Annotated in this window: 8 protein-coding genes; 4 read left to right on the top strand and 4 right to left on the bottom strand. The window is 36.7% G+C overall.

Annotated elements, in window-relative coordinates; genetic code table 11:
* Positions 1–366 precede the first annotated feature (366 nt).
* Both WJM97_RS21700 and dnaN read left to right on the top strand, forming a co-directional pair.
* Positions 367–1299, top strand: a complete 933-nt coding sequence (locus WJM97_RS21700) for a hypothetical protein (protein WP_353930836.1) — start codon at positions 367–369, stop codon at positions 1297–1299.
* 138 nt (positions 1300–1437) lie between these two features.
* Positions 1438–2586: a DNA polymerase III subunit beta gene (gene dnaN / locus WJM97_RS21695; protein WP_353930835.1), complete on the top strand. Its 1149-nt coding sequence runs from the start codon at positions 1438–1440 to the stop codon at positions 2584–2586.
* Between the two features lie 103 nt (positions 2587–2689).
* Here dnaN and WJM97_RS21690 read toward each other — a convergent pair whose 3' ends face one another.
* Together WJM97_RS21690 and WJM97_RS21685 are read right to left on the bottom strand one after the other, a co-directional pair.
* Positions 2690–5452, bottom strand: coding sequence for a GAF domain-containing protein (locus WJM97_RS21690; protein WP_353930834.1), 2763 nt, complete (start codon positions 5450–5452; stop codon positions 2690–2692).
* A 511-nt stretch (positions 5453–5963) separates the two neighbouring features.
* A complete protein-coding gene (locus WJM97_RS21685) occupies positions 5964–8489 on the bottom strand; it encodes a mannose-1-phosphate guanyltransferase (RefSeq protein ID WP_353930833.1) in 2526 nt (841 codons plus the stop codon).
* A gap of 523 nt (positions 8490–9012) precedes the next feature.
* Here WJM97_RS21685 and WJM97_RS21680 point away from each other — a divergent pair.
* Positions 9013–9201, top strand: coding sequence for a hypothetical protein (locus WJM97_RS21680; protein ID WP_353930832.1), 189 nt, complete (start codon positions 9013–9015; stop codon positions 9199–9201).
* 113 nt (positions 9202–9314) lie between these two features.
* Here WJM97_RS21680 and WJM97_RS21675 read toward each other — a convergent pair whose 3' ends face one another.
* Positions 9315–9584 carry a YciI family protein gene (locus WJM97_RS21675; protein ID WP_353930831.1) on the bottom strand — a complete coding sequence of 90 codons (270 nt, stop codon included), beginning with the start codon at positions 9582–9584 and terminating at the stop codon, positions 9315–9317.
* A gap of 99 nt (positions 9585–9683) precedes the next feature.
* Here WJM97_RS21675 and WJM97_RS21670 point away from each other — a divergent pair, with 99 nt between their 5' ends.
* The gene (locus WJM97_RS21670; protein WP_353930830.1) at positions 9684–10295 is read left to right on the top strand and encodes a Uma2 family endonuclease; all 612 of its coding nucleotides are present in this window, start codon (positions 9684–9686) and stop codon (positions 10293–10295) included.
* A 92-nt stretch (positions 10296–10387) separates the two neighbouring features.
* On the opposite strand, the gene pheT is transcribed toward WJM97_RS21670, so the two are convergent.
* Positions 10388–12835, bottom strand: a complete 2448-nt coding sequence (pheT, locus tag WJM97_RS21665; protein WP_353930829.1) for a phenylalanine--tRNA ligase subunit beta — start codon at positions 12833–12835, stop codon at positions 10388–10390.
* Positions 12836–12928 lie beyond the last annotated feature (93 nt).

Below are 12928 nucleotides of genomic sequence, written 5' to 3'. Positions count from 1 at the left end.
AGTAGATCCACCTAAATCCCCCTTCAAAAGGGGGACTTTGATTGATTAATTCCCCCCTTATCAAGGGAGGTTAGGGGGGATCTGAGAGCTTTTGATACACCACGAGGGACTTTTCAAACATCCTCGTTAAGCAAAGCATAACAAAGTATTAAATTTCCCTAAGATTGTGGAAAATATATATCCTTTTGGGGATAAATCTGTGGAAAACTTCATAATTTTGTAAAAAAATACATTGAGTATAATTACCCTGTGGATAACTAGCCAGGTTTTTCCACATATTTTCCACAGCCATCGGACTTATATTTTCATCAGCAAGAGTTTGAGATCAGGTTATAATTTGTAAAAATATTTGTAAAATGTATAAAAATGACACGATTTATCCATGACCAATTTTCAAAACAATATCTAACAGAACTATTTACACCCTATGGTCAAGTAGAAATCAGTAAAGATATCACTTCAGAAGTGAGACAAATTGATGTATTCTTTACTCCTACATCTCCAGACAAGATAGAACAATTAGGAATTTTAGGTAGAATGGGAATTTATACCCCATCGGTAATATTTGAACCATTCCGTAACCCAGTGAGCAAAAGTGAAATTCGCAGTTGTATGGGTAAACTATTTGATATTCATGCAGAAATAGAAAGACAAACTAAACGCAATGATAAGCGAATTAATGAAACCGAATTACCCCATTTATGGATATTTACACCCACAGCATCAGAAGAAACCTTAACAGGTTGTAATGCTACGGGAGAAGAAATATGGGGTCAAGGAGTTTATTTACTGGGAAAAGTCTTAAAAACTGGCATTGTAGTCATACATCAATTACCAAATACACCAGAGACACTGTTTTTAAGAGTATTAGGTAGAGGAAAAGTACAAAGACAAGCAGTGGAAGAATTAGAAGCACTAGCTAAGAATAATCCACACTTGGAAAATGTTATAAAATTAGTAAATGACCTCATTGCTATGTTATCTGCACGTCAACAAAAAGAAAAAGATATTGATCAAGATGATCAGGAGTTGATTATGAAATTATCAGAAATGTATCAACAACTATTAGAAGAACTTAAAGAAGAACAACGACAACAAGGACGACAAGAAGGAAGAGAAGAAGGAGAATTAAGAGAACGTCGCGCTATGGTGGAAAGTATTTTACAAGTACGCTTTGGAGAAATTGATCCACAATTAGCACAAATTATTGATCAAGTAATTACTATGTCTAGGGAAGAATTTACTCCTTTGCTGTTAAATTTATCTCGCATAGATTTATTAGCAAGGTTTGGAAAATAGAACTCCTGTAGCGGAAAACTGTGGAAAACTGTAAGATTGTGTAAATAAACTACATGAAATTTTTCACAGTTACTAATTCCCAGTTATCCAATCCCAAAATTTGTTACTATGATTTCTCATCAATAAGAATCCATATTTATGAAATTAGTTTGTTCTCAAAGTGACCTCAGCACCAACCTTTCACTTGTCAGTCGTGCAGTACCTTCTCGGCCTAGTCATCCTATTCTTGCTAACGTCCTCTTACAAGCAGATGCGGAAACCAACCAAGTCAGTTTAACAGCTTTTGATTTGAGCTTAGGTATCCGTACCAGTTTTAGTGCTGAAGTCATTGAAGGAGGGGAAATTGCTCTTCCCGCTAAACTACTTTTAGATATCACTTCCCGTCTCCCAGAAGGGGAAATTACCCTAGATGACCAATCAGAAGACAATGCCGGAGAAGGTATAATTGTTACACTTAAACCCAAAAGTGGTAAGTACCAAGTCCGAGCGATGGGAGCAGAAGAATTCCCAGAATTACCAATTGTTGAGAGTTCAGATGCAATTCAACTCACTACCGCTGCATTAATTGAAGGATTAAAAGGTTCATTATTTGCTACCAGTACAGATGAAACTAAACAAGTTCTGACTGGGTTACATTTAACAGTTAAACAAGACACCTTAGAATTTGCAGCTACCGATGGACACCGTTTAGCAGTGCTAGAAACTACTAACGAGCGCCCCTTAGAAGGTAGTGAACAACTAGAAGTTACAGTCCCAGCCAGGGCTTTAAGAGAATTACAACGGATGCTGGCTCATAGTTCCTCCGAAGAAGCGATATCTTTATATTTAGACCAAGGTCAGATAGTTTTTGCTTGGCAAAATCAACGTTTAACCAGCCGAACTTTAGAAGGACAATATCCCGCCTATCAACAATTAATTCCCCGGCAATTTGAGCGTCAGGTGGTATTAGAAAGGAAGCAATTTATCAGCACTTTAGAACGAATTGCGGTGTTAGCTGATCAGAAAAATAATATTGTCAAAGTCAGCATTAATAATGCTAATCAAGAAATTACTTTATCCTGTGAAGCGCAAGATGTGGGTAATGGTACAGAGTCAATGCCGGCGCAAATTTCTGGGGAAGATATAGACATTGCTTTTAATGTTAAATATCTAATGGAAGGTTTGAAGGAATTACCTTCTACAGAAATTCAAATGCACTTAAATCAAAGTTTAACCCCGGTAATTTTTACACCTTTGGGTGGTTTAAAAATGACTTATTTAGCTATGCCTGTACAGTTGAGAAATTAGAATTTTGAAGTGATGGGGTGATGGGGAGAAAAATAAATAAAATAAATAAAATAAATAAAATAAATAAATTATTTATAATTATTTATACTGACTCCTATAACTCCTAACTGCTGCAAATATGTTTAAGAGGAATTTCAATCCAGAATTCTGTACCTACATCTCGTTGGGAATCACATTTTAAAGTTCCCCCATGTTTTTGAACAATTATTTGATAACTAATTGATAAACCTAAACCTGTACCTTTTCCTATTGGTTTGGTAGTAAAAAATGGATCAAAAATTTTGGATTTAATTGCTGCTGGCATTCCTAAACCATTGTCGCTAATATGAATGACTGCGCTTTTGAGATCATTCATATTTCCCAATCTTGTAGAAATTGTAATTTGTGGTGTCTTGGGATTTGATGTTGTATTTTTTCTATAAATTTCTAAAGCATCAATGGCATTACTAAATAAATTCATAAATACTTGATTGAGTTGTCCTGCATAACATTCTACTAGAGGTAAATTACCATATTCTTTAATGATTTGAATTGCCGGAAATTCAGGTCTAGCTTTTAAACGGTGCTGTAAAATTAATAAGGTGCTATCAATGCCTTCATGAATATTTACTTCTTTCATTTCCGCCTCATCTAGACGAGAGAAGTTCCGCAAAGATAGGACAATTTGCCGAATTCTATCTACTCCTATTTTCATGGAGTTTAATATTTTTGGTAAGTCTTCTAGGAGAAATTCAAAATCCAGTTCTTCTGCTAACTCTAATATTTCTTCGTAGGGGTTTGGGTATTTCTGCTGATAGATATCAACCATAGCTAGTAAGTCTTCAGCATATTCATTAATATGGATAAGATTACCAGAAATAAAGTTAACTGGATTATTTATTTCATGGGCAATACCAGCCACAAGTTGCCCTAAAGAAGACATTTTTTCCGTTTGAATTAATTGAGTTTGTGTATTTTTTAATTCGTTGAGAGTATCGGTTAGTTGTTTCGTTTGTTGCTGGGTTTTTACTAACAATTCTGCTTGTTGAATTGCTACTCCTAGTTGAGCCGCAATTTGACTGATAAAGTTCACTTCTGAGGGTTTCCATTGTCTCGGTCCAGTATGCTGGTAGACACAGAGTAAACCCCACAGTCTTTTGCTAATAAATATGGGAGCTAAGATAAATGCGTGAATTTGAAATTGTTCTAAATTATCAATATGACAGGGAGTAAATCCCATGTTATAAATGTCATCTACGGCGAAGGTTTCATTATGTCTATATCTGCCACCTTCTGTATCTTGTAAATAAGTGTCATTCCAAATTGTATTAATTCCTATTTTTGATTCATTAAACCAGTTGGGGCTAGTAGCTTCAAAATTACCAACAAATTCTCCACCCCAATCTGCACTAAATTTATAAATAGAAACTCGATCAGATTTGATTAGTTGACAAACTTCTTGTGTGGTGGTTCTAAAAATAGAATCAATATCAAGAGATTTACGAATTTTATTAATAACTCTAAATACAGCTTCTTGTTGTTCTGCTGTTCTTTGCATTTCTAGAGTCCGTTTATGGATTTGTTTCTCTAGGTTATGATTAAAATTTTGTACTTGTTGATAAAGTTCATATTGCTGAATTGCTGAAGCAAAGTGTTTGCTAATTTCTCCTGCTAGTTCAATTTCTTCTTTTGTCCATATTTGAGCTTGTCCTTGTTTAGATTCACACCACAATTCAAAGGACATTCGCGGATACATTTGTCTATTATCTGAATCAAATTTACCGGCCCATAAAGTTTCTGTTTCTATTTCATTACGGAAGATACTTAAATATCCCACTAATTCTTGACGATAGTGGAGAGGAATCATTAAGATACTGCGAATTTTTGTTGGTTTAAAGGCAAGTTGAATAATTCGCAAATTAGCATCTTTGTAAATATCATTAATTGCCCAAATTTCATAGTTACCAGATTTATAATGTTCTTGCCAGACGCTATATTGCTCTAAAAGGGGATATATATTGTTTTCAGGAATAACTGGTTGTTCTCCACATATATAGAGTCTCAGGCGGTTACTTCCAGGGATTAAACATTCTGGCAAAGGTTTAAATTTATTATATTGAAAGTTGAAGGCATTGTGTCTAATACATAATCTACCCCCAACACCATTAAATGCTGCGACTGTGGCTTCTAATGCAGGTTGTAAAACTATTGTTGGTAGTGAATGTAAGAGGGTAGCAATACTATTAATAATACTTTCTCTTTTGGCTTGAGCGCGGGTTTGGTTGAGGAGATTACTGTGGGCGATCGCTACAGATAGTTGCTCTACTACCATCTGCATAGCTTTTAATTCGTATTCTGCTACTTCCCGACTTTGGGAATGATGGGAAACTAATAAACCCCAAAGTTGATCTTGATGAATAATTGGGGCAACTACAGAAGATTTTACTCCCATAGCTGTCAAATATTCGATATGACATGGATCTACAGGACGATAAAGTAGATCCTCACAAATAGTTTCCCCTGTTTTTATGTCAAACGCCGGACTTTGACCAATTTGTCCAGCATCAATATTAACAACAGAACGTACCCGCGATTTTACAAATAGCTCTCTTGCATGGTGAGGAATATCATCTGCGGGGAAATTTAAACCCAATAATGAAGGTAAACGATTTTCATAAATTGCCTCAGCAATAACTTGTCCACTACCATCTTCATGAAACTGATAAATCATGACTCGATCAGTTCCTAGTAAGGAACGAACTTCGGTAGTGGTTACGGTGATAATATCTTCTAATTCCAGGGATTTGCGAATACTGTTAGTAATCCGACTTAATAGCTGTTCTTGTACTAGACCTGGTTGCCTATCTAGTGGAAGTGTATCTTTCATTTTTTTATACAATTAATTATTATTTTACAACAGTCTATTATTAAGCTTAATAATATTTAAAGATTTCTCGGCAAGCATTGTCTTCCGTAGGACTACGGCTAAAGATTGAATGTAATAATTATTAATTATGGACAATCTTTACGCAAATATATCAATATTTTGCGATCAAAAAGTGAAATTGTAATTATGCAGGGATTTCAACATACAAAGATACAAAAAATTGATGCTCTCAGAATCAAGGATTGATAAGATTGGAAAAAGAACATGACAAATCCTAAAAATCTTGATTCTGAGTTTATAAGTACCTGGGCAAAATTAATTGCACATTTGGGAAAACAATAGAAATCTCTGTATCTCTTGTCTGTCACCTGTCACCTGTCACCTGTCACCTTCCCTAAATATGAAATTTATTTTGCACGACTACTTACAGCCGCAGACAAGAAAGTTAGGACATCAAAAGGTGATGGAACTCAGACATAAAAAAATTTTCAACTCTGTCACCTGCTGTACCTTAAACTTCGGCAAAGTGTTCCTGTTCTCGTTCTACAAAAGTTTGCACGCGCTGACGATAACTCCTCAAACTATCATCAACCCAATCGCGATCGCTACTGTTGGCAAACAAATGTACTAAAGGTTCACTAGCATCAGGTAAAACTAATACCCAATTATCATCATAGGGTTGACAAATTTTTACCCCATCAATCAGTTCTAAGTTTTGGGCTGGGTGAGTTTCCACCAAATAACGCATTAACGCACCCTTGGCAGTCCAAGGACAACGGACAGTATAACTTTTGTGAATGACACGGGGTAATTCTGCCCGCACAGAAGCAAGCGATCGCTCTTGAATAGTTAGCATTTCAATTAACTTGGCAATGCAAAACATAGAATCAAAACCCGGATGTAGATGGGGAAAAATAAACCCTGTTTCCCCGCTACCACCTAAAACTACATTGGGATTTTTCTGGGAAGCCTCCATTAAAGCTGTCGGGTTAGCCTTAGTGCGAATTACCCTACCATCATGACGACGGGCGACCTGTTCCACCGCACTAGAAGCATGAACAGGCACAACTACCGAACCTCTAGGATTAGCAGTTAACAACATTTCTGCCATCAACGCTGTCAGCATTTCCCCCCGCACTGGGTAGCCAGACTCATCCACTAAAATCAACTGTTCTCCGTTTGCTGATACCTGCACGCCAAAATTAGCTTTTACTGCTTCGACTACATGACCTAACTGAGTAAGTAACCCTTCCTTGGTGGTAGTATTCATGGTGGTTTTATTAACACTGGCATTTAACACCACCGCATCAGCCCCAAACTTATCTAACATCTGCGGTAACACAGCCCCAGATACTGCATACACATAGTCAATTACAACCTTAGCCCGACTATTACGCAAGGTTTCCACATTCAACAGTTTTTCAAAAGCCGTACAATAACGCTCAATTACCTGGCTAGGATATGCTACATCCCCAATTTCATGACTTTGGGCCCGCCGCATATCTTCCTTAAAATAAGCACCCTCAATTTTCTTTTCCTGGGCTTTAGAAATATTAATTCCTTTCCCATCCATAAATTCAATCAGGATATAATCAGCCCTGTCTGGATGTACCCGGACATGAATACCCCCCGCTACACCCAAGGTAGGAATTACGGTTCTGGTAATGGGAATAGCTGTAGAGTCAAGATTTTGAATATCTACACCCACAGACATTAACCCAGCAATTAAGGATCTAGTTACCATCCGTGACACATTGCGTTGATCACGGGAAACACTCACCTGGGAACCGGGTTTTAAGGTTGAACCGTAAGCAGCACCTAACTTCACCGCAAATTCTGGGCTAATGTCAATATTCGCTAACCCTTGTACTCCCCGTTGACCAAATAAGTTTCTTTGGGCAGTATTGCCCCAAATCAGATTAATGTTTAAAACAGCACCTGATTCTATTTTTTTACTAGGCCAAACTCTCACACTGGGGCTAATTTGCGCTTCTTCTCCCACGGTAGATAACGAACCCACTACAGCAGCTTCTAATACATGGGCGCGACGATCAACACGAGTTCCACGGGAAATCACACAAGCAGATAATTGGGCTTCATCGCCGATAATTGCCCCATTCCAAACTATCGGCCGTTTTAAATTCGCATCTGCCCCGATGGTGACATTATCACCAATAATTGTACCGTCTTCTATTTGTACCCTTGCCCCAATCCGGCAATTATCACCAATTATGGCCGGACTTTCAATTCTCGCGGTTGGATCAATATACGTATTTTGCCCGATCCATATTCCAGGGGAAGTTTCTTTATATGCACACTCTAGTTTGACTTTTCTTTCTAAAGCATCATATTGTGCTTCTCGGTAAGCGTCTAAATGACCTACATCACACCAGTAACCTTGGGCAACATAACCATAGATCGGTTCATTTCTGGCCAATAGTAAAGGAAATAAATCTTTGGAAAAATCCGACTCGGTGTTTTCTGGTAAATATTCTAAAACTTCTGGTTCTAAAATATATGTTCCTGTATTAACGGTATCAGAAAAAATTTCGCTGGTGGAAGGTTTTTCTAAAAATCTTTTGATGTGTCCTTCTTTGTCTGTGATCACTACTCCAAATTCTATCGGGTTGGGAACACGAGTTAATATTAATGTGGCTTTTGATTTTTTTTGTTTATGAAATGCGATCGCCGCTGTAAGGTCAAAATCTGTGATACTATCGCCGCTAATTACTAAAAAGGTTTCATCTAAAAGTTCAGCAATATTTTTTACGCAACCTGCTGTTCCTAAAGGTTGATCTTCTTCAATCGCATAAGTCATCTGTACGCCAAAATCGCTACCATCCTGGAAATAATCCCGCAGGACATCAGGTAAATAGTGTAATGTAGCAATGACTTCTGTGATGTCATGTTCTTTGAGAAGATTGATAATATGTTCGGCAATGGGTCTGTTTAATATCGGTACCATTGGTTTTGGTAGATCGCAAGTTAAAGGACGTAATCTTGTCCCTGAACCACCTGCCATTAATACTGCACGCATAAATCCTCCTATTTGCAGCTATAGCTACATTTAGATTGGTTATAAAATTTGATTGTTCTTCTTTTAGTTTCATACAAATTTTGATCTTTGAGAAACTTCCACAAAAGACATCTATAAGCAATTGTGTAAATTTACTTATCTATGTAAGTATTTTGTGGGTATGATTATAGGTCTTTACTTTGATCATATTGATCGTTGCATGGAACTTGCAATATAGGCGTAATTTTTGTTAAAAAGCAATTAATAACTACAATAAACTTATTTTTAGTGATTCGTGGGATTTAATATGTTACAACCAAAGAACAACAAAAAATTCAGGCGATTTTATCTTTTCATGACAAAGTGATCTACCAATGACTATCCGTAACCTAGAATACCCATCTCAACTAAAATCAAGTGACTACAACCCCATAAGCTAAGAATTTGATTTGTTTGATGTGTATTTTTGTGCTGAAGTTTGTTTAAAATAAATGTCTGTAATTTTAATTAAACTTCTCTGATTTCACTAAGGGATTTAATAACAATGGAAGTAATTATTTTTGGTTCGTTAGTAGGTTATGTAGTTGGTGCTTGGAAGTTTTGGAGTGGTTATAACAAAACTCATTTTACCCAAACTTTGCCTAATCGTATTGGTTTTAGTTTGTTGTGGCCAGTTTTGTTTGTTGCTAATCCATCCTATCGCCGTAATTTTAAAAGGGCGCTAAAAGGGTAATTCGTAATCAAGTCTACGGCACGCTACACTAACGTAATTCGTAATTCGTAATCAAGCCTACGGCGCGCTGCGCGGACGTAATTAGTTACAAATTATGAATTACGAAGAATGGACTAGAAAGCTTGAATCCACTCTTTAATAGCATACTCTGTCCAAATACCGTTTTGCCAGTAAGGATCAGCTTCCACTAATTGACTAACTGTTGTTTCATCTTCTGCTTCATAAATACCAAAAACTTGGGTAACATCTTTGGTAGGTCCAAGGGTAATTAAAACCCCACTTTCTTTTTGTTTTGCTAATCCTTCTAAATGGGCTTGACGATAGGGTTCACGTTTGCTTAAAACGTCTTTGCAATAGCTACCCCACATTATATATTTTGGCATATTCTTGTTACTCCTGTGTTAATAGGTTGATGATTTTCAATTTATAAAGTTTACAGTATAATTAAAATCAAAACATCATTATTATTCAAGAGGTAAATCATGGTTCAAAGTTTAACTAAACCAGTAACCTTTGCAGAATTTATCCAATCCTACCCAGACACAGGGTTACGCTATGAATTATATGATGGAGTAATTATTGAAATGAACCCACCAGTAGGTGATCATGAGGAAATTATCGGATATTTAGTAGAAGAAATAGTTACTGAATATAAAAAACTCAAACTTCCTTATTTTATCCCCAAAACAGCTTTGATTAAAACACCTAATAGTTTATCAGCCTATTCACCTGATATTTTACTATTAAATAGAAACAATTTAGTTAATGAACCTTTATGGAAAAAGGAATCAACTATTACCCAAGCTGCTTCAGTTTCTTTAGTAATAGAAATTGTTAGCAGTAATTGGCAAACAGATTATGGTAACAAAACCAATGATTATGAATCAATGGGTATTCCTGAATATTGGATAGTTGATTATGCGGCTTTCGGTAGTAAAAGATTTATTGGTAATCCTAAACAACCAACAATTTCTATTTATTCTTTAGTTGATGATGAATATATTGTTAATCAATTTCGGGGTGATGATTTAATTATATCTCCATTATTTCCAGAACTTAAATTAACACTTTCACAAATTTTACAAACAATCTAAACTAGAAAGAATATGCAGCAGTTTTGAGAATTCAATCAGTAAGGATTTAGCAATGCTAAACCCCTACCCAAATATTAGCAATTACCTAAGAATTAACTTCTCAAACTCACACCAAATTTTTCTACTAAAGCTTCCCGCACTTTATTATGTACAGGTTCAACTTCATTTTCAGTGAGAGTGCGATCGCTAGCACGATAAACTAACCGAAAAGCTAAACTTCTTTGACCAGCAGGGACATTTTCACCCCGATATTCATCAAACACTTCCACAGATTCTAATAACCCTTTACCAGTTTTAGTAATCACCTTTTCGAGTTCTGAAACTGTCAAATTCACAGGTGCAAAAAAAGCAATATCTCGATCACTAGCAGGATAGGTAGAATAAGCTTTGAATTTGGGAATGAGTAAATCATCATTATCCAAAGCATTTAACAAAGTATCCAAACTGATTTGGAATACATAAACCGCATCTGGTAAATCTTTTTCCTTCCTAATTTGGGGGTGAACTTGTCCAAAAGTTCCCAGTCTATTACCACCTAACCACAAAGAAGCAGTCCGGCCTGGATGTAAACGCGAGTCTCGATTTTCTGGTTGAAATTCTACCTGTAAACCAAACCTACCCAGGACATTTTCTAAAATACCTTTAGCTTCAAACCATGTCATCGGTTGTTCCCGTCCACCCCGTGACCACTTACCCAAAGTAGTATCACCACCCATGATACCAGCTAACATTTCCGCCTCGTCTAAACCCTCTTCTTCTTGCCAAAAAATCCGTCCGATTTCAAACCCATTTAATGCCCCATTTCCCTGTTCTAAATTATATTGAAAAGCATCAATTAATCCGGCAATTAAATCTGTTCTCAAGGCTGAATATTCCGCAAACAAGGGATTATTTAAAACAATTTGTCTATCTTCACCCGGTTTCACCAAAGAATATTGAATTAATTCTGTTAAACCTTCAGCCCGCAAATATGCCCGGATTTTTCTTAGCAGTTCTTGATCTAAAGATAAATACCCAGCTTCGGTTTTTTCGGGTAAAGTATCAACGAAGTTATCATAACCATAAAGACGGGCTATTTCTTCAATTAAATCTATTTCCCGTTCTAAATCACGATAACGATAAGGTGGCACTTTAACTGTCCAAGTGCGATCATTCTGATCAGTTAATTCACATCCTAAAGCTGTGAGAATTCTTTCTACATCTGCTGCTTGCAGTTCTCCTGTTTCTATTCCCAAATCAACAGGACCCAACAGTTCATTGATTTTATCTAATCGCAAAACGATAGAGTGTGTCCAAGTTGCAGGATCAGGACGAGTATCAGCAATTTCCTGTTGAACAATTACCCCATTTGCTAATTCTTGAAAAAGGGATAAAGCCCGGTGACAAGCTATTTCTAATTCTGCCTTATTCACGCCTCTTTCATATCTACCTGAAGCTTCACTTCTTAAACCCACACCACGGGAAGAACGACGAATAGCCACAGAATCAAATAAAGCAGCTTCTAAAACTAAGCTAGTTGTAGTTTGATCAACTTCTGTTTCTTCACCACCCATGACTCCTGCTAAAGCTACAGGTTTATTGTTAGCAGTAATTAATAAATTCTGAGTAGATAAATTCCGGGTTTGTCCATCTAAAGTTTTGAGGGTTTCTCCGGTTTCTGCAAAGCGGACACCAACAATTAATTTATCACCACCAGCGACAGATTTTAACTTTTCTTGATCAAATGCGTGTAAAGGTTGTCCCCATTCTAATAATACATAGTTGGTGATATCTACGACATTATTAATAGGACGTATTCCCGCAGCATTTAATTTTTGTTGCAACCATTCAGGAGAAAGGGCAATTTTAATCTGTTCAACAACAGTTCCAATATAAGCAGGACAAGCTTTATTTTCAGAAATTTTTAGGTCAATTTTTTTGGGTAAATTACCTGTACCATTGTCAATTTTGACTGCTTCAGTTTGGGGAATTGATAACTTTCCGCCGGTTAAAGCTGCAACTTCCCGCGCAATACCTACCATAGATAAAGCATCCGCACGGTTAGCGGTAGCGGTGACATCTAAAATGACATCTTCTAAACCCAAGAATGGACGGACATCACTACCCACGGTGAGATTTTCTTGGGTGAAAATATGAATACCATCAATATCAGTTGGTAAACCCAGTTCTTTTAAAGAACAGATCATCCCATTGGATGGTACACCTCTGAGTTTGGTGGGTTTAATTTTTAAGTCAATATTGGGTAAGTAAGTACCTTTGGTTGCTACTGGTACATAAATATCTGCGCGGACATTGGATGCACCACAAACAATATTTAAAGTTTCCTCTCCACCCACATCTACTGTACAGACGCTGAGTTTATCTGCGTTGGGGTGTTGTTCACGTTGTAGAACTTTAGCAATCACAACGCCATCGGCCCAAGTGCGGCGATCTTCTATATCTTCGACTTCAAACCCTGCCATTGTCAAGGTGTGGGCTAGTTCTTCTGGAGTTTGTTTAATTTCTACGAGTTCCCGTAACCAATTGAAAGAGATACGCATTTGGTGTGGTTGTGTTTGGATTTGTGTTTTAATTTTATAATTTTATATGGTAGGTGAAAATTATTGGGTTTTGTCAATAAAAATGGTTTGCTA

It is taken from the genome of Okeanomitos corallinicola TIOX110 (assembly GCF_038050375.1).
GTDB lineage: Bacteria > Cyanobacteriota > Cyanobacteriia > Cyanobacteriales > Nostocaceae > Okeanomitos > Okeanomitos corallinicola.
Note: the sequence above shows the minus strand (reverse complement) of the source record. Positions and strands in the feature narration are given on the sequence as shown.

Coding starts and splice junctions, on each gene's coding strand:
- WJM97_RS21700 (WP_353930836.1), top strand. CDS start 367: ATGACACGATTTATCCATGACCAATTTTCAAAACAATATCTAACAGAA.
- dnaN (WP_353930835.1), top strand. CDS start 1,438: ATGAAATTAGTTTGTTCTCAAAGTGACCTCAGCACCAACCTTTCACTT.
- WJM97_RS21690 (WP_353930834.1), bottom strand. CDS start 5,452: ATGAAAGATACACTTCCACTAGATAGGCAACCAGGTCTAGTACAAGAA.
- WJM97_RS21685 (WP_353930833.1), bottom strand. CDS start 8,489: ATGCGTGCAGTATTAATGGCAGGTGGTTCAGGGACAAGATTACGTCCT.
- WJM97_RS21680 (WP_353930832.1), top strand. CDS start 9,013: ATGGAAGTAATTATTTTTGGTTCGTTAGTAGGTTATGTAGTTGGTGCT.
- WJM97_RS21675 (WP_353930831.1), bottom strand. CDS start 9,584: ATGCCAAAATATATAATGTGGGGTAGCTATTGCAAAGACGTTTTAAGC.
- WJM97_RS21670 (WP_353930830.1), top strand. CDS start 9,684: ATGGTTCAAAGTTTAACTAAACCAGTAACCTTTGCAGAATTTATCCAA.
- pheT (WP_353930829.1), bottom strand. CDS start 12,835: ATGCGTATCTCTTTCAATTGGTTACGGGAACTCGTAGAAATTAAACAA.